This is a genomic window from Sphingomonas naphthae (genome assembly GCF_028607085.1).
GTDB lineage: Bacteria > Pseudomonadota > Alphaproteobacteria > Sphingomonadales > Sphingomonadaceae > Sphingomonas_Q > Sphingomonas_Q naphthae.
Genome location: NZ_CP117411.1, coordinates 1,720,328 through 1,737,680, shown reverse-complemented (window position 1 = coordinate 1,737,680; position 17,353 = coordinate 1,720,328). Strand labels below are relative to the sequence as shown.

19 protein-coding genes are annotated in these 17,353 nt (G+C 68.4%); 15 read left to right on the top strand and 4 right to left on the bottom strand.

Annotated features, from left to right (window positions below):
* Positions 1-12 precede the first annotated feature (12 nt).
* From rfaE1 to PQ455_RS08230, 4 genes are read left to right on the top strand one after another with little or no spacing between them, the layout of a single operon-like run.
* Positions 13-1,485 (top strand): D-glycero-beta-D-manno-heptose-7-phosphate kinase, encoded by a 1,473-nt coding sequence (gene rfaE1 / locus PQ455_RS08245; protein ID WP_273690825.1) that lies wholly within the window; start codon positions 13-15, stop codon positions 1,483-1,485.
* Complete coding sequence (rfaD, locus tag PQ455_RS08240; protein ID WP_273690823.1) at positions 1,482-2,468, top strand: ADP-glyceromanno-heptose 6-epimerase; 987 nt, start codon at positions 1,482-1,484, stop codon at positions 2,466-2,468. Before rfaE1 ends, rfaD begins: the two co-directional genes overlap by 4 nt.
* Positions 2,469-2,472: 4 nt before the next feature.
* On the top strand, positions 2,473-3,477 hold the full coding sequence (locus PQ455_RS08235; RefSeq protein ID WP_273690821.1) for a glycosyltransferase family 9 protein: 1,005 nt from the start codon (positions 2,473-2,475) through the stop codon (positions 3,475-3,477).
* The gene (locus PQ455_RS08230) at positions 3,474-4,019 is read left to right on the top strand and encodes a D-glycero-alpha-D-manno-heptose-1,7-bisphosphate 7-phosphatase (RefSeq protein WP_273690819.1); all 546 of its coding nucleotides are present in this window, start codon (positions 3,474-3,476) and stop codon (positions 4,017-4,019) included. The genes PQ455_RS08235 and PQ455_RS08230 overlap by 4 nt, the downstream gene beginning before the upstream one ends.
* Here the strand turns inward: PQ455_RS08230 and trhO are convergent.
* Positions 3,999-4,940: an oxygen-dependent tRNA uridine(34) hydroxylase TrhO gene (trhO, locus tag PQ455_RS08225; RefSeq protein WP_273690817.1), complete on the bottom strand. Its 942-nt coding sequence runs from the start codon at positions 4,938-4,940 to the stop codon at positions 3,999-4,001. The two genes, PQ455_RS08230 and trhO, sit on opposite strands and share 21 nt — an antisense overlap.
* 97 nt (positions 4,941-5,037) lie before the next feature.
* Positions 5,038-5,298 (bottom strand): hypothetical protein, encoded by a 261-nt coding sequence (locus tag PQ455_RS08220; protein ID WP_273690814.1) that lies wholly within the window; start codon positions 5,296-5,298, stop codon positions 5,038-5,040.
* Positions 5,299-5,401: 103 nt separating this feature from the next.
* Between PQ455_RS08220 and PQ455_RS08215 the strand changes: the two genes are divergently transcribed.
* The 9 genes from PQ455_RS08215 (at position 5,402) to PQ455_RS08175 (ending at position 14,540) form a co-directional block, all read left to right on the top strand.
* A complete protein-coding gene (locus tag PQ455_RS08215) occupies positions 5,402-6,628 on the top strand; it encodes a CaiB/BaiF CoA transferase family protein (RefSeq protein WP_273690812.1) in 1,227 nt (408 codons plus the stop codon).
* A 60-nt stretch (positions 6,629-6,688) separates the two neighbouring features.
* Positions 6,689-7,387: a GntR family transcriptional regulator gene (locus tag PQ455_RS08210; RefSeq protein ID WP_273690810.1), complete on the top strand. Its 699-nt coding sequence runs from the start codon at positions 6,689-6,691 to the stop codon at positions 7,385-7,387.
* The gene (locus tag PQ455_RS08205; RefSeq protein ID WP_273690808.1) at positions 7,384-7,965 is read left to right on the top strand and encodes a cysteine hydrolase family protein; all 582 of its coding nucleotides are present in this window, start codon (positions 7,384-7,386) and stop codon (positions 7,963-7,965) included. The genes PQ455_RS08210 and PQ455_RS08205 overlap by 4 nt, the downstream gene beginning before the upstream one ends.
* Positions 7,966-8,332: 367 nt before the next feature.
* Entirely contained in the window at positions 8,333-9,535 is a 1,203-nt protein-coding gene (locus tag PQ455_RS08200) for an FAS1-like dehydratase domain-containing protein (RefSeq protein ID WP_273690806.1), read from the top strand.
* 23 nt (positions 9,536-9,558) lie between these two features.
* Positions 9,559-10,707 (top strand): CoA transferase, encoded by a 1,149-nt coding sequence (locus PQ455_RS08195; protein WP_273690804.1) that lies wholly within the window; start codon positions 9,559-9,561, stop codon positions 10,705-10,707.
* Position 10,708: 1 nt separating this feature from the next.
* Positions 10,709-11,905, top strand: coding sequence for a CaiB/BaiF CoA transferase family protein (locus tag PQ455_RS08190; RefSeq protein WP_273690802.1), 1,197 nt, complete (start codon positions 10,709-10,711; stop codon positions 11,903-11,905).
* Between the two features lie 29 nt (positions 11,906-11,934).
* On the top strand, positions 11,935-12,711 hold the full coding sequence (locus PQ455_RS08185) for an SDR family NAD(P)-dependent oxidoreductase (protein WP_273690801.1): 777 nt from the start codon (positions 11,935-11,937) through the stop codon (positions 12,709-12,711).
* A gap of 7 nt (positions 12,712-12,718) precedes the next feature.
* Positions 12,719-13,597, top strand: coding sequence for an NAD(P)-dependent oxidoreductase (locus tag PQ455_RS08180; RefSeq protein WP_273690800.1), 879 nt, complete (start codon positions 12,719-12,721; stop codon positions 13,595-13,597).
* Positions 13,598-13,601: 4 nt separating this feature from the next.
* Positions 13,602-14,540, top strand: coding sequence for an SMP-30/gluconolactonase/LRE family protein (locus PQ455_RS08175; protein WP_273690799.1), 939 nt, complete (start codon positions 13,602-13,604; stop codon positions 14,538-14,540).
* Positions 14,541-14,546: 6 nt separating this feature from the next.
* Here the strand turns inward: PQ455_RS08175 and PQ455_RS08170 are convergent, their stop codons facing one another.
* Positions 14,547-15,356, bottom strand: a complete 810-nt coding sequence (locus PQ455_RS08170; RefSeq protein WP_273690796.1) for an aldolase/citrate lyase family protein — start codon at positions 15,354-15,356, stop codon at positions 14,547-14,549.
* Positions 15,353-16,195 (bottom strand): HTD2 family dehydratase, encoded by an 843-nt coding sequence (locus tag PQ455_RS08165; protein ID WP_273690794.1) that lies wholly within the window; start codon positions 16,193-16,195, stop codon positions 15,353-15,355. The genes PQ455_RS08170 and PQ455_RS08165 overlap by 4 nt, the downstream gene beginning before the upstream one ends.
* A gap of 136 nt (positions 16,196-16,331) precedes the next feature.
* On the opposite strand from PQ455_RS08165, the gene PQ455_RS08160 reads away from it, so the two are divergent.
* Positions 16,332-16,883, top strand: a complete 552-nt coding sequence (locus tag PQ455_RS08160; RefSeq protein ID WP_273690791.1) for a DUF4269 domain-containing protein — start codon at positions 16,332-16,334, stop codon at positions 16,881-16,883.
* 95 nt (positions 16,884-16,978) lie between these two features.
* The gene (locus tag PQ455_RS08155; RefSeq protein WP_273690788.1) at positions 16,979-17,269 is read left to right on the top strand and encodes a putative quinol monooxygenase; all 291 of its coding nucleotides are present in this window, start codon (positions 16,979-16,981) and stop codon (positions 17,267-17,269) included.
* Positions 17,270-17,353: the final 84 nt, after the last annotated feature.

The window sequence follows — 17,353 nt, the reverse complement described above, 5'->3', positions numbered from 1 at the left end:
GGGGACGCAGGAATGACGAACGGTTTGCCGGATTTCGAGAGTATCGCGATCCTGGTCGTCGGCGACGTGATGCTCGACCGGTTCATGAAGGGGGTGGTGCAGCGCATCTCGCCCGAAAGCCCGGTGCCGATCATCCATCTGAAGGCGACCGAGAGCGTGCCCGGCGGCGCCGCCAACGTCGGCCGCAACATCTCGGCGCTGGGCGGACGCTGCACCCTGATCGGCTGCGTCGGCGAGGATGCGGCGGCGGCCGAGCTGGCGTTCCAGCTTTCCACCTGCGGGCGGATCACCCCGGCGCTGATCGCCGAAGCCGGGCGGCCGACGATCGAAAAGACCCGCTTCGTGGCGCAGGGCCAGCATCTCTTGCGCGCCGACCGCGAGGAACCGGGCGACATCGCCGCGGCGACTGGCCAGGCGATCGTCAAGACCGTGGCGGACCAGATCGGCGAGCATCAGGTCGTCGTCCTCTCCGATTATGCCAAGGGCGTGCTGACGCCCGAGGTGGTGGCCGGGATCATCGCGGTCGCGCGCGCCGCCGGGGTGCCGGTGGTGGTCGATCCCAAGACGCCCGATTTCCGCCGCTATGCCGGGGCGACGGTTGTGACCCCCAATGCCAAGGAGGCGCTGGCCGCGACCGGGATCGATCCGCATGAGGACGAGGGTGCCGAGCAGGCGGGTGGTATCGCCCTCAGCGGCACGGATATCGAGGCGATCCTGCTGACGCGGGCCGAGCGCGGCATGTCGCTGCTGCGGCCCGATCAGGCGCCGGTGCATATCCCCGCCAGCGCGCGCGACGTGTTCGACGTGGTTGGCGCGGGCGATACGGTGATCGCGACGCTGTCGCTGTGCCTCGGCGCGGGGCTGGCGCTGCCCGAGGCGGCGACGATCGCCAATGCGGCGGGCGGCGTGGTCGTCGGCAAGCGCGGCACCGCGACGGTCAGCCGATCCGAACTGCACGAGGAACTGGCGCGGCTGTCGAGCCTCGGCATGTCCTCGCCCAATTCCAAGGTGGCCGATCTCGATCTGGCGATCACCCGGCGGCGGCTGTGGGAGCGCGACGGGCTGACGGTGGGCTTCACCAACGGTTGCTTCGATATCCTGCATGTCGGCCATGTCGGCATCCTCGAATTCGCCCGCGCGCATTGCGACCGGCTGATCGTGGCGGTGAACGCCGACAGCTCGGTCAAGCGCCTCAAGGGGCCGAGCCGCCCGATCAACAGCGAGAGCGACCGCGCCCAGATCATCGCTGCGCTCGGCGTGACCGATCTGGTGGTGGTGTTCGAGGAGGATACGCCGAAGGAACTGATCGAGGCGCTCCAGCCCGACCTGCTGGTGAAGGGCGCCGATTACACGATCGACCAGATCATAGGCGCGGACACGGTGCTGGCGCGCGGCGGCACGGTGCTGACCTACGAACTGGTGCCGGGGCGCAGCACCACCAACATCATTGCACGGGCCTCGGCGCCGGCGGAGGCTGCGGAATGATCGTCGTCACAGGGGCCGCCGGGTTCATCGGCTCGAATATCGTCGCGGATCTCGAGGCGCGGGGGGACGGGCCGATCGCGGTGGTGGACTGGTTCGGCACCGACGAGCGGTGGCGCAATCTGGCCAAGCGGCGCATCCGCCATTTCGTGAAGCCGGAGGTGATCCTTCCCTTCCTCGACGCGCACGCCGCCGAGATCCGCGCGGTGATCCACATGGGCGCCATCTCGGCGACGACCGAGCGCGACGTGGACAGGCTCGTCGATCTCAACATCAATTATACGGTCGCGCTGTGGGACTGGTGCACCAAGCATCAGGTGCCGCTGATCTACGCCTCGTCGGCCGCGACCTATGGCGGGATCGAGACGGGCTTCACCGACGACGACAGCCTCGCCGCGCAGCAGGCGCTCCAGCCGCTCAACGCTTATGGGTGGAGCAAGAAGGCGACCGACGTGATCTTCGCCGAGCGGGTGGCGGCGGGCGAGCCGACGCCGCCGCAATGGGCCGGGCTCAAGTTCTTCAACGTCTATGGCCCGAACGAATATCACAAGGACGACATGATGTCGGTCGCGTGCAAGCTGCACGCGCAGGTGACGGCCGGCGAAAAGGTGCGGCTGTTCAAGTCGTATCGCGACGGCATCGCCGACGGCGATCAGCGGCGCGACTTCGTCTATGTCCGCGATTGCACGCGGTCGATCCTGTGGCTGCTCGATAACAAGTTCGACAATGGCGTGTTCAACATCGGATCGGGAGAGGCGCGGTCCTTCCTGGATATCGCCAAGGCGCTCGGCCGGGTGATGAACAAGGCCGTCGACGTCGAATATATCGAGATGCCGGAATCGATCCGCGATCGATATCAATACTTCACCGAGGCGGAGATGGGGAAGCTGCGCGGCATGGGCTATGACGCGCCGGCGACGTCGCTGGAGGACGGGGTGGCGGACTATGTGTTCGAGCATCTCGGCCGCGAGGATCGCTATCGCTGATCCCATGGCCAACGATGCCCCGATCCTGATCTATCGCCTCGGCAGCCTCGGCGACACCGTCGTGGCGCTGCCCTGCTTCCACGCGATCGAGCGGGCCTTTCCGGGGCGGCGGCGGCTGGTGCTGACCAACGTGCCGATCTCGTCCAAGGCGGCGGCGCTGGAGATCATCCTGGGGCCGGGCGGGCTGATCGACGGGGTGATCGACTATCCGGTCGGCACGCGATCGCCGCTGAAGCTGTGGCGGGTGGCGCGGGCGCTGCGCAAGACGGGGGCGGATACGCTCGTCTATCTGGCGGCGGCGCGCGGGTTGAAGAATGTGCGGCGCGACATCGCCTTCTTCCGGCTGGCGGGGATCAAGACGGTGCTGTGCGCGCCCGTCACCGCAGACCTGCACGACAACCGCATCGATCCCGCGACCGGCGAGGAAGAGCCCGAGGTCGAGCGGCTGGCGCGGACGATGGCGCCTTTGGGTGTCGTCGATCCGCATGCGGCCGATGGCTGGGATCTACGGTTGACGGCGGCCGAGAAAGCGGCGGCGGCGACCGCGCTGGCGCCGCTGGGCGATGCACCCTTCATCGGCATCAATCTGGGCGGCAAGGACGCGTCGAAGGATTGGGGCGATGCGAACTGGTCGGCGCTGCTGGCCTCGCTCGCGCCCGCCTTTCCGGGGCATGGGCTGGTCGCGGTGGGCGCGGCCGAGGATTCGGCGCGGTCGGCGGCGGTGCTGGCGGAATGGCCGGGGCCGAGCGTCGATCTGTGCGGCCGGCTGAAGCCGCGCGAATCCGCCGCCGCGCTGGGCGGCGCCAGATTGTTCATCGGCCATGACAGCGGGCCGCTGCATCTGGCGGCGGCGGGCGGCACGCGGACGGTGGGCATCTTCGGCAATTTCAACCGGCCGCGCAAATGGCACCCTTATGGCCAGGGGCATCGCGTGGTGCACGACATGCGCGGCGTGGCGGCGATCCTGCCCGAGCAGGTGCGCGCGGCCGCGCTGGAGCTGATCGGATGAGCCGGCCGGCGATCTTCCTGGACCGCGACGGCACGATCATCGTCGAGCGCGACTATCTGGCCGATCCCGACGGCGTCGAGCTGGAAACCAATGCCGCCGAAGGGCTGCGGCGGCTGGCGGGGCAGGGGTGGCCGCTGGTGGTCGTCACCAACCAGTCGGGCATCGGCCGGGGCTATTTCGATCGCGCGGCGGCCGAGGCGGTCAATGCGCGGGTCGGCGAATATCTGGCGGCCGAGGGCGTGGAGATCGCCGGCTGGTATCTCTGCCCGCACGGGCCGGAGGATGTCTGCGATTGCCGCAAGCCCGCGCCGGGGATGCTGCTGGAGGCGGCGCGCGATCTCGATCTCGATCCGGCGCGCTCGTTCATGGTGGGCGACAAGCGCGCCGATCTGGGGGCGGCGAAGGCGGCGGGCGCGCGCGGCATCCTCGTCACGACCGGCCATGGCGGCGAGGAGGCCGGGAAAGTGACCGATGGATCGCCGATCGTGGCCGATCTGCTGGCCGCCGCGATCCTGATCGAGTCACTCGTCGCGCGCGACTGAGTCCACGGCCGAACCCCCGACCGATCCGATATGGCGCTGCCCGCGCGCTTCGGCGAGGCGGGTCTGGCGGTGGCGTTCGGCATAGCCGCGCCGCTGATCCTCGGTGCGATCAGCGTGGCAGGCGGGGCAACTCACGCCCTCGACATAGAGCGGGGAGGCGCGCTGTTCGGGGCTGACGGGCATCCGGCAGGCGCGGCATAGCGCGTGGCTGCCGGGCTGGAGGCCGTGGCCGATCGCGACCCGCTCGTCGAACACGAAGCATTCGCCCTGCCAGCGGCTGTCCCGCGCCTCGACCTTTTCCAGATAGGCGAGGATGCCGCCCTTCAGATGATGGACGTCGTCGAGCCCCTCGGCCTTGAGGAAGGCGGTGGCTTTCTCGCAGCGGATACCGCCGGTGCAGAACATCGCGATCTTCGGCGGCTGGCCCCCGGCGGTGAGTTCGTCGCGGTAGGCTCGAAACCAGTCGGGGAAGTCGCGGAAACTTTTCGTGCGCGGGTCGATCGCGCCGGCGAAGGTGCCGATGGCGACCTCATAATCGTTGCGCGTATCGATAAGGATGGTGGCGGGATCGTCGATCAGGGCGTTCCAGTCGGCCGGCTCGACATAATGGCCGGTGCCGCCCAGCGGATCGACGTCCGGCAGGCCCATCGTCACGATCTCGGCCTTGAGGCGCACCTTCATGCGATGGAAGGGCAGGGTGGCGGCGCGCGATTCCTTCACGTCGATCGCGGCGCAGCCGGGCAGGGCGCGGATGTGATCGAGGACGTGGCCGATCCCCGCGTCGCTCCCCGCGATCGTGCCGTTGATGCCCTCGCGCGCGACCAGCAAGGTGCCCCGGATGTCGCGGCGCGCACAGACGGCGGCCAGCCCCGCGCGGACGCCCGCGCGATCGTCGAAGCGGGTGAATTGGTAGAGGGCCACCACCCGGATCGGCAGAGGGACGTCGGTCGAGATGGTCGGGCTCCAGACGGAAAGGCGGCGCCATAGCAGCGGCGCGGCGCTTGTCCATTATAGCGGGTCAGGGCGCGGTTTCGACCAGTTCGACGATATCGATCGTGTAATTCGCCCAGCCGCGCTTGCGGGCGGCCTCGACGACCGAGACACGGGTCTTGCGCGCTTCGGCCAGCGATTTGGCATGGCCCCAGAACACCTCGGTCTTGCCGTCGGCGAGTGTGGCGACGATCCGCCAATAATGGGTGAAGGGATCGGCCGTGGGGCCGATCGTCTTGACGTAGCCATCGGGCAGGGTGGCCGTGAGGTATCGCCGTTTTCGCGCCATGGCGATGCTTGATACCCGATCGCCTGCCTGTCCGCTGCGCCGATTGCCAAGATCGGATGCGATATATATAATGCATTATCGGCACAGCATCGAAGGGCGCATTTTGGATCACCAGTCTCTTTCCGGCCGGCGCGTGGTGGAACTCGGCACGATGGTCGCGGCACCCTTCGCGACGCATATCCTGTCGCAGCTGGGCGCGGAGGTCATCAAGGTGGAGCCGCTGACCGGGGACACGACGCGGGCGCTGGTGCGTGGCGGCCCGAGTGGCACCCTGATCGCCTACAGCCATGGCAAGAAGAGCGTCGCGATCGATCTGGCCTCGCCCGAGGGCGCCGAGGCGTTCGCCCGGCTGATCGCGACGGCCCACGTGTTCATCCACAATCTGGCGCCGGGATCGGCGCGCAAGCTGAAGGTATCGGCGGACGATATCGCGGCGCTCAACCCGGCGATCATCTATTGCCATGTGCGCGGCTATGCCGCCGGGCCGCTGGCCGAGGATCTGGCGACCAATCCGGTGGCGGAAGCCTCGACCGGGGTGATGGACGATCACCGCATCGACGGGCGGCCGAGCCGGCTGGGGCCATCCTATCACGACCAGTTCGCCGGCACCTATTCGGTGATCCGCATCCTCGCGACGATGCTCAACCCGGAGCCGACCCCGGCCGACCGGCGGATCGAGATCGGGCTGTACGAGACGGGGCTGCATCTGGCCGCGCGCGATCTGGCGGGGGTGCAGCTCAAGACGCAATTGCTCGGCCGGCCCGAGAAGGAGGCCGGGGGCGAGTTCGCGATGCCGGGCTATGGCGCCTATGAAACGCGGGACGGCCGCTGGCTCTATCTGCTGGTGCTGACCGACGCGCATTGGGCGAGGCTGACGCGCTCGCTCGCCATGGCCGAGGCGGACGATCCCGATCTGGCGAAGCTGCGCGATCGCAAGAAGCAGCGCCTCCGGGTCGAGGCGGCGGTGCGGGCGGCGATCGGCGCGTTGAGCTATGCCGAGGCCGAGGCGAAGCTGCGCGCCGGGGGTGTCGGCTTCAACGAGGTGATGCCGCTGGAGCGCGTGCTCGACGTGCCGCAGGCGCGCCAGCCGGGCAAGCTGCGCGATCTGGATTTCCGGGGGCTGCGCTTCGAGGTGCCGGAATTTCCCGGGGCGGCGACGACCGACGTGGTGCCCGGCCTGCCCCCGCCGGAGCTGGGCGAGCATAGCGTCGAGGTGCTGGAAAGCCTCGGCTACGACGCGGCGGCGCGCGACGCGATGTTGGCGAGCCGGGCGGTGAAGCAGGCGGAGCCGGGCGATTTCGCCTGGGCGCCGGTGCGGCAGAAAGGCTGAGCGGCAAGGCATTTATCGGCTAGAGTGGCGCGCTGACGATCCACAGAAGGCTAGTGCACCATGGACTATCGGACGAAGGAAGAGCAGGTCGCCGATTATCTTCGCGAGGGCATCATCGCCGGGCGCTTTCCGCGCGGCACCCGCCTGAAACAGCAGGAGATCGCCACGCTCCTCCAGACGAGCATCACGCCGGTTCGCGAGGCGCTGAAGCTGCTGGTGGCCGAAGGCTATGTGACCGGCGATTCCTATCGCGGGGCGACCGTGGCGCCGTTCGACATCAGCGCCTCCAGCGAGACGCTGAACCTGCGCATCCTGCTCGAGACGCAACTGGTGCGCGGATCGGTCGAGCGGGCGACGGGCAAGGATATCGAGGAATTGCGCGTGCTGGCCGCCGAGTTCGAACATGCCTTCGACGCGGGCGACAACGAGACGGCGCGGGCGGCCAACTACCGTTTCCACCACCGCATGTACGAGATCGCGCGCATGCCGCAGACGCTGCATTTCGTGCAGATATTGTGGGCGCGCTATCCGTTCGACCTCATCAACCGCCTCAAGGGCCGGGTGAGCCGGGCGGCGGAGGAGCATGAGGAATTGCTCCGCGCGTTCATCGCGTCGGACGTGGCGGCGGTGATGCTGGCGACCCGCCAGCATATCGAGGCCGGCTGGATGGAATTGCGCGCCTCGGTGCAGGCCGCCGACCCCGGCGAGCCGCCCGCGAAATTTTCGGCCAAACATCTGATGGAGAGTTCAAGCCCATGAAGAAATCCCTGTTCCTCGCCATGGACATGATGAACGACCTGGTCGACGAAAACGGCTTCAACGCCAAGACCTATGGGGTTCAGGTCAGGGAGCGCAACGTGCTCCCGAACACCGCTAAGGCGATCGCGGCGGCCCGCGCGGCGGGGGTGAGGATCGGCTACGTCCGCGTCGGCTTCTCATCCGACTATCGCGAATGCCCGCCCGCCTCGCCGATCTTCTCGGGCGCGCGGAACAACGGCATCTTCAAGCTCGGCACCTGGGGCACCGAAGTTCATGCCTCGATCGCCCCGGAGGAGGGCGACTTCGACATCGTCAAGCATCGCGTCAGCCCGTTCTACGGCACGTCGCTGGAGCCGATCCTGCGCGTCAACGGGATCGAGCGGGTGATCCTGTCGGGCGTTTCGACCAACGGCGTGGTCCATTCGGGCGCGCGCGAGGCGCATGACCGCGATTACGAATGCATCATCCTCGAGGATTGCTGCGCGGGCGTGACGCCGGACGAGCATATGCATGCGATCGCCTGCCTCGGCCGGTTTGCGAAGATCGTGAACAGCGCCGAGTTCGATTTCGCCGCCTGAGGGGCGACACCTTATCGTACCGTCATCCCGACCATGCGCCGGGATCCACCTCAGGACGCGCGGTATCGCCGCGTTTGATACGCTGCGCCTGTTTCGCGGTGGACCCCGGCACGAGGCCGGGGTGACGAGCTAAAGTTTTACCGACCCCACCAATCGCCCCGGCGATGCGCGCGCCGCTCCGATTGACCGGCTCTCACGATAATGCATTATCCATCACAAGGAGAGCGAGGGGTGGGCGGTTCGCCGTCCGCCACGCCGGCGGTGCTCGTCACGAGCGCAGCGACAGCCCGGTCACGGGCGATGCCGGCCATCCGGCGATCGAGGGACAGCCAGGCGCGATGCGGTCGCGCCGCATGGGGAGTATGAGATGAGCATTTCCGAACAGGACGTTGGGTCGGCGCCGGCCGAGGGCAAGATCACGCCGGAGGCGATCAAGGCGGCCGAGAATATGATCGGGATGCAGCTGCGCCCCGAAGGCCCCTATCTCCAGGACGCCACCGAGGACACGATCCGCAATTTCTGCAACGGCATCGGCGATCTGAACCCGCTGTATCGCGATCTGGAGGTGGGCCGGCTGACGCGCCACGGATCGATGCTGGCGCACCCGAACTTCCCAATGGCTTTCGGCTGGGTCGGCCGCACGCGCTGGGGCCTGCCGGGCGTCCACGGCTTCTATGCCGGCAACGATTGGGAGATGTATCGCCACGTCCGCCCCGGCGATCGCATCAGCGCGATCGAGCGCGTCGTCGGCGTGGACGTGAAGGAGAGTCAGTTCTCGGGCACGCTCGTGCTGCAATATGTCGAGGCGAGCTATTACAACCAGCGCGGCGAGCTGGTCGCCCGCGCGCTCGGCACCTGCACCCGCCACGAGCGCAAGGCCGCGCGCGAGGCCGGCAAATATGCCGACATCAAGACGCACGAATATACCGCAGACGAATTCGCGAAGATCGACGCCGCCATCCTCGACGAGGAGAAGAACATGCGCGGCGGCACGGTCCGCTATTGGGAAGAGGTGCAGGAAGGCGAAATCCTGCCCGAGATCGTGCGCGGGCCGCTGAGCCTGATGGACACGATGGGCTTCCTCGTCGGCTGCGGCCGGGGCCATACCCATGGCGTGATCTTCAAGAATGCCGTCAAGCACCCCGGCCACTTCTTCCGCAACCCGGAGGCCGGCGGCGGCATCGAATATACCGGCATCGGCCATCACCGCGAATCCACCGCCAAGGAAGTGGGCGTTCCGGGCGTGTATGATTACGGCCCCCAGCGTTCGGCGTGGATGGCGAGCTTCATCACCAACTGGATGGGCGACGCGGGCTTCCTGAAGCGCATCCGCACCCGCATGAGCCGCTTCAACACGATGGGCGACTGCACCTGGGCGCGCGGTAAGGTGACGCGCAAATATGTGAAGGATGGCCACGCGCTGGTCGATATCGAGATCACCGGCGAGAACCAGCGCGGCGAGCTGACCACGCCGGGTCTGGCGACTGTCGTGCTCCCGTCGCTCGATCCGAACATCAAGGTGTTCGTCGACGGATCGAACCTCGACCTCGACCTGCCCGTGGTGCGCTGAGGCGAGGCCGGCGGGGCAGGGGGATGGCGAACGCACCCTTGACGGGCCTGCGGGTGGTCGTGCGCGCTGCGGGCGTGGCGGCCGCCTATGCGGGGCGGATGCTCGGCACGATGGGCGCAGAGACGATCCTGCTCGAAGGCCCCGCCGGATCGCCGCTGCGGCGTGAGGCGCCATTTCTGGAGAAGACGGACGGCGTGAGCGCGCTGTTCGCCTATCTCACGGCCGGCGCGCGCAGCATCGTCGCCGATCTCGACACGGCCGGGGGCCGGGCCGGGGCGGCGGCGCTGCTGAGCGAGAGCGACATCTTCATCGACGATACGCCGCTGGCCGATCGCGAGGCACTGGGGCTGGACGAGGCGGGCGTGGCGGCGCGCCATCCCGATCTCATCCACGTATCGCTGCTGCCGTTCGGGGCGAGCGGGCCGAAGGCGGACTGGAAGGCGGAGGAGATCAACCTCCAGCACGCCTCGGGCGAGGGCAATCTGCTGCCCAACGGCCTGTCGATCGAGCTTTTCCCGGAACGGCCGCCGGTCAAGATCTTCGGCCATTTCGCCTCGATGCAGGGGGGCATCGCGGCGGCGCTGGGGGCATTGTCGGCGCTGTGGGTGCGGCCGGAATTGGGCGGGCAATATGTCGATGTCGCGTCGCAGGATGCCGCGCTGGCGGTGGGCGCCTTCGCCATCCAGCGGCTGGGCGACGGATCGGTCGAGCATCGCATCGAACGCTCGTTCCGCTATGGCGGGGTGCTGCCCTGCGCCGACGGCTATGTGGAGTTGCTGACCCTGGAGCAGCGCCAGTGGGACGGTCTGGTCAAGCTGCTGGGCGAGCCGGCCTGGGCGCTCGATCCGGCACTGGCGGATTCGCTGGAGCGCAGCCGGCGCGGGCCGGAGATCAACGGGCATATCCGCGCCTGGGCCAAGGTCCGCAAGGTGGAGGATATCGTGCGCGACGGGCAGGCGCTGAGCGTCCCGCTCGCCAAATATTACACGCCGGCCGAAGTGGTGCGCGATCCGCACGAGGCGGTGCGCGGCCTGTTCCAGCCGGTCGCGATCGACGGCGCCGGCACGCTCGACATGCTGGTGTCGCCCTTCCATTTCGATGGCGGGCCGCTCGTGCTGAACGGCGGTCCTCCGGCGCTCGGCGAATATCGCCGCGCCCGGGTGGGGGGCTGACATGGCGAAGCCCTTGGCCGGTATCCGCATCGCCGATTTCACGGTCCACAATGCCGGGCCGTTCTGCACCCATCTGCTGTCGCAGCTCGGCGCGGAGGTCATCAAGATCGAGAGCGCGATGCGGCCCGATGCCTTCCGCAAGCCGCATCCGGTCTATGGCCGCATGGGGCCCGCGACCTTCGATCAGGTCGCCTCGACCAAATTGTCGGTGCGGATCAACCTCAAGAAGCCCGAGGGCATCGCGCTCGCCAAACGGCTGGTCGGCATTTCCGACGTGGCGGCGGAGAGCTTTCGTCCGGGGGTGATCGGGCGCCTGGGGCTCGGCTATGCCGCGCTGGCGGCGGTGAAGCCCGATATCGTGATGCTGTGCGTGTCCTCGTCGGGGCAGAGCGGGCCGGATTCGCATTTCGCTGGCTATGCGCCCCTGTTCGGCGCGTGGGGCGGGCTGGGCGAGATGAGCGGCTATGCCGATGGCCCGCCGATCGAGATGCGCCATGTGATGGACCATACCGTCGGCATGAACGCGGCGGTCGCGGTGATGGCGGCGCTGCACCGGCGGCGCGCGACCGGGCAGGGCGGGCTGGTCGACGTCTCGGCGCGCGAGGTGTCGTCGTCGCTGCTCGGCGAGGCGCTTTTGCTGGCGGCGGCGGGCAGCGAACTGCACCGCACCGGCAACGATCATCCACGCATGGCGCCGCACGGTGTCTACCCGGCCGAGGGGCAGGATCGCTGGCTGTCGATCGCGCTGGGCAGCGATGCGGAATGGCGGGCGATGGCCGGGATCATGCATGCGCCCGAACTGGCCGACGATCCGCGCTTCGCCACCGCCGTCGCGCGCCACGCCAACCGCGCCGCGATCGACGAGGTGGTGGCGGTGTGGAGCGCGACCCTGCCGGCCGATCTGGCGGCCGAGACCTTGCAGGCCGCCGGCATCGCCGCCCACGCCTCGTGGACGACGCCCGAGATCGCCGCCGACCCGCATCTGCGCGCCCGCCGCGCGATCGTCGACGTGGCCGAGCCCGACGGCAAGGAGCGCGCCGCCGTCGGCGTGCCGATGATGCTGTCGAAAGGCCCCGAGATCGGCATCGCGCGTGGTACGCCGAAGCTGGGCGAGCATGAGGATCATGTGTTCGGCGAGCTGCTGGAAATGACCGATCGCGAGCGGCAGAACCTGCAGGACGACGGCGTGATCTACTGAACGGACCCTGTGCTCCATGAGGGCGCGGGGTGGAGAGAGAGAGGAACAGTTTCGTGGTCAATATTCCGATCAGTGCCCCGCCCCGGCTCGACGGGCAGATCGCCTTTGTCACCGGCGCGGCGGGCGGCATCGGCAGCGAGATCGTCCGCAGCTTCCTCGCCGCCGGCGCCACCGTGATCGCGACCGATCTGGTCGAGGCCAATCCCTTCGCGGGCGAAGCGAAGGTCGATTATCACCGCTATGACGTGACCAGCATGGAGGCGACCGAAAGCGTCGTTGCGGCTGTGCTGGCGAAGCATGGCCGGATCGACTCGCTGGTGCTGTGCGCGGGCGCCATCTCCAACCAGTCGCTCGACGTGGCGAGCGATGGCGAATGGGATCGCATCTACAAGATCAATGTGATGGGCGTCGTGAACCCCCTGCGGAAAATCTATCCGCTGATGGTGGAGCAGGCCTATGGCAAGATCGTCGCGCTGGGATCGATCGCGGCCAAGATCGGCGGGGTCCAGTCCGGCCCGGCCTATGTCGCGGCCAAGTCGGCGGTGCATGGTATCATGAAATGGGTGGCGAAATCGGGCGCTTCCAAGGGCGTCTACGCCAATATCGTCGCCCCCGGCCCGGTCGAGACGCCGATGTGGGAGGCCTGTACCGATCGCGCGCCACCCTCGCCCAACGGCAATGTCCCGCTCGGCCGCTATGGTCAGCCCGAGGATATCGCCCAGGGCATTCTCTTCCTTTGCTCGCCGCAGTCGAACTGGATCACCGGGACCACGCTCGACATCAACGGCGGCATGTTGATGGATTGAGGCGGCCATGAGCCATCCCCTTCCCACGATCGGCTTCATCGGCCTGGGCGCGATGGGCGGCGGCATGTCGCGCAACGTCGCGGCCAAGCATGGCGGCACGGTCCTTGCCTATGACATGAACCCCGAGGCACTGGCGGCGACCGTCGCGGCGGGCGCGGTGGCGGCGGCCTCGGTCCCTGAGATCGGGGCGAAGGCGGACATCGTCCTGCTCTCGCTGCCCGGCGGCAAGCAGGTGGCGGCGGTGTGCGAGGAGATCGCCGCGCAGGCCCGGCCGGGCGCGATCGTCGTCGATCTCAGCACGACCGGCGTGGACGAGGCGCGCGCGGTGCATGCGGCGCTGGCGGACAAGGGCATCGCCTTCGCCGACGCGCCCGTCGCGCGGGCGCGGGCGGCGGCGGACGCCGGCACGCTCAGCATCATGGTGGGGGCCAGCGAGGCGCTGTTCGCGCGGATCGAGCCGGTGCTGCGCTACATGGGGACCGACGTGACCCGCTGCGGCGAAGTCGGCTGCGGGCAGGTGGTGAAGCTCGTCAACAACAGCCTGCTGTTCGAGCATGTCGCGGCGCTGGCCGAGATGATGGTCGTGTCCGAGCGTGCCGGGGTGCCGCCGGCGACCTTGCTCGACGTGCTGGCGATCAGCTCGGCCGACAGCTTCGCGCTGCGCAATCACGGGATGAAGGCGATGCTGCCGCGCGACTTCCCGGAGAAGGCCTTCCCCTCGCCCTATGTCCTCAAGGATCTGGGCTATGCGATCGAGATGGCCGAGGGCACCGGCGTCGACGCGCGCATGTCGAAGCTGGCGGGCGAATATTATCGGGCCGCGGTCGAACAGGGGATCGGCGCGAAATATTTCCCCGCGATCATCGAACTGATCGGAAAGGCGTGAGGCCATGAAACTCGACTATCGCGAGATCACGCGCGGCCTGAAATTCCCCGAAGGCCCGATCGCCATGGCCGACGGATCGGTGCTGGTGGTCGAGATCGAGGGCGGGCGGCTGATCCGCGTGCTGCGCGACGGCACGAAGGCGGTGGCGGCCGAACTGGGTGGCGGGCCGAACGGCGCCGCGATCGGGCCGGATGGCCTATGCTATGTCTGCAACAATGGCGGGTTCAACTGGATCCACCATGACGACGGCTTCTCCCGCCCGCACGGCCGCGCCGATCGCTATACCGGCGGCAGCATCCAGCGGGTCGATCTGGTGACCGGCGCGGTGGAAACGCTCTACACCGAATGCGACGGCAACCCGATCATGGGGCCCAACGACATCGTGTTCGATGGCAAGGGCGGCTTCTGGTTCACCGATCATGGCAAGAGCTATGACCGGCTGATGGATCGCGGCGCGCTTTACTATGCCGCGCTCGACGGCAGCTTCATCCGCGAGGCGGCCTTTCCGGTCATCACCCCCAACGGCTGCGGCCTCTCGCCCGACGGGCGGACGCTCTACGCTTCGGAAACCGAGACGGGGCGGCTGTGGGCGTGGCCGATCACGGGCCGGGGCGAACTGGCCAAGGAAGCCTGGCCGAGCCCGCACGGCGGCCGCTTCGTCGGCGGATCGCAGGGCTATCAGCGGTTCGATTCCATGGCGGTCGAGGCGAACGGCAATATCTGCGTCGCCAGCCTCGTCCATGGCGGGATCAGCGTGTTCTCGCCGGAGGGTGGCCTGATCGAATTTCACGAGGCACCCGAGCCTTATTGCACCAACATCTGCTTCGGCGGGCCGGACATGCGGACGGCCTATATCACCCTCTCGGGATATGGGATGCTGGTGGCGGTGGACTGGCCGCGACCGGGCCTGCCGCTGGTTCATCAGGGCTATGTGCCGGGCTGAGCCGGCTCAGGCGATGCGGCGCGCCCAGCGGACCATGGCGATGTCGATCATCTTGCCGTCCAGCACGCCGACCCCATCGGGCGCCGCCGCGAGGATGCGGCGGGCGAGGGCCTGTTCGTCTGCGGTGGGCGCGAAGGCGGCGTTGATCGGATCGAGCTGGGCGGGGTGGGTCGCGGCCTTGCCCTGATAGCCGAGCGCGCGGACCTTGCCGCATTCGGCGGCGAGATCGTCGGGCCGATCGATCGCGAAGAAGGGCGAATCGATCGCGATCACGCCCCCGCCGGCGGCGGCGTTGACGAGCGCGGCGCGGGCGAAATCGGGCTGGAAGCTGCCGACCTGCTGGCCGAGGTCCGCCGCATAATCCGCCGCGCCGAACAGCATCGCGGCAAGGCGCGGCGTAGCGCGGGCGAGGGCGGGGGCGTTGGCGATGCCGCGCGCGGATTCGACCAGCGCGGCGATCCGCGCGGTCGAGCCGGCATCGTCCAGCACCCGCGCGACCAGCGCCAGTTCGGCGGGCTCCTCGGCCTTGGGAACGAGGATATAGTCCGGCGCGCGGGATAGTCGGGCCAGCGCGGCGAGATCCTCCAGCCCGACCGCGCGGCCGAGCGGGTTGATCCGCACGGCGATGGCCTGGGCGATGGCGGGCGCGCTGTCGAGGAAGGCGATCACATGGCCCCGCGCCTCGACCTTGCGATCCTCGGCGACGGCATCCTCCAGATCGAGGATCAACGCGTCCGCGCCTGTCGCCGCCGCCTTGGCGAAGCGATCGGGCCGCGAGCCGGGGGTGAAGAGCCAGCTGCGGGGCAGGGCGCTCAAGCGGCGGCCCCGCAGCGGATCGTGGCGACCATGTTCCTGGTGCCGCCCTGTTCGGTCCAGAGGCTCGCGCCGTCTTCGGTCGGTCCGCCGCAGACGTGCAGCGGAACGCCGTCGAAGGCGGGCGACTGGCCGCGGAAATCGAAGCCGGTGACGGGTGCGGCGACGTTCTTCGTGGCCAGCGCCGCCAGCAAGGTCGCCTGCAACGGGCCGTGGACGACCAGAGCGGGATAGGCTTCCTCGTCGATCGCATAGGGGCGGTCGTAATGGATGCGGTGGCCGTTCATCGTGAGCGCCGAGTAGCGGAACAGCAGAATCGTATCGGGTAGCACATCCTGCCGCCAGCTCGCCGCGCCGGGGGCGATGCCGGTGGCGGTTGGGGCGATCGAGCCGGGCGCCGCCGCGCCGCGATAGACGATATCCTGTTCCTCGACGATCGCGAGGCCGGCGCCGCCGGTCAGTTCGTGGCGGACGGTGACGAAGACGAGATCGCCGGTCTTGCCGCTTTTGGCCTCGACCTTGAGGATGGTCGATGTGCGCGCGACCTGCTCGCCGAGGAGGAGCGGCTGGAGGAATTTCAGGCGACCGCCGGCCCACATGCGGCGGGGCAGCGGCACCGGTGGCAGGAAACCGCCGCGCGCGGGGTGGCCATCGATCCCGAGCCCCTCGGGCGGGCGGACATCCCAGAAATAGAGCCAATGGTGGAGGAGGGGGAGCGGATCGCCGGCGGCGCCGACCGCAAGATCGCCGGTCGCGGCGTTCAGGGCGTTGGAGCGGGCGGGTTCGAGCGTGTCGATGGCCTGCTCGCTGCGACCGGCCCATGCGGAAAAATCGTTGCTCATGCCTGTCCTCACCCATCGACCGAACGTATCGGATCGGCTTCTACTTCGACGATGATGCTGCACAATGCATTATCGTGGTCTTTGTCGGTGTTGGCGGGCGGTTGATTATCCCGATCGCCCCGGCGATGCTGAGCGGGTGGCTGGCAATCCTGTAACGCCCACCGATGCCCGGCCCGCGTGGCGGCAGGCGCTCGATGCGATCGGGCTGCTCGCGCGGCTTGCGGATTTCGACCCGCATGTCGCCGGCACCCTGCCGATCGGCTTGGATCGGGCGGACAGCGATATCGACATTCTGTGCCACGCGACCGATCTGGCCGCCTTCGCCGACCGGCTATGGGCGGGCTGGCGCGACGAAGCGGATTTCGCGATCCATCAATGGACGGTCGTGCCGCACGCGATCGTTGCCCGCTTCCGGCGCGACGGATGGCCGTTCGAGATTTTCGCGGTCGGCGAACCCGTCGAGCGGCAGGCGGGCTGGCGGCATTTCGTGGTGGAGCGGCGGTTGCTCGATCTCGCGCCGCCGCGCTTCCGCACCGCCATTCGCGACCGGCGCCATACCGGCGAGAAGACCGAACCGGCCTTCGCCGCCGCGCTGGGACTGACCGGCGATCCTTATGTGGCGATGCTCGGCCTCTACGATGCCGATGACTCGCACCTCGCCGCACTGCTGCGGTCGTCGGGCTTCTGATCGCCGCCATCGTCCCGCCGATGTTTGCCCCGCCGCTCTGGCCATCACCTCACGCCTGCGGCTCATATGCCCGCGATCAACGGGAGGATGAGGCGATGGCGAAGCTCATGGAGCGGTCCGAACTGGTGGTGAAGGACGGGCAGGCGGAGGCGTTCGAGCAGGCGGTCCGCGGGCGCGGCGTCGAGATTCTCGCCAGCGTCGCGGGGGTCGGCGCGATCGATTTCGGGCGCGGCGTGGAGAATCCGCGCAAATTCATACTGCTGGTCGAATGGGCCGACATGGACGCGCACGGCGCCTATAAGGAAACGCCGCCGGCCGGCGAGTTGCGCGCGCTGATGGGGCCGTTCGTCGAGAGTGCGGCGATGGAGCATTTTCTGATCGGCTGACGGCTCACGCCGCGATCAGCACCCCAGGCCCGGTTTCTTGCCAGAAAGTTCAACCGTTCGTGTCGAGCGAAGTCGAGGCACGGA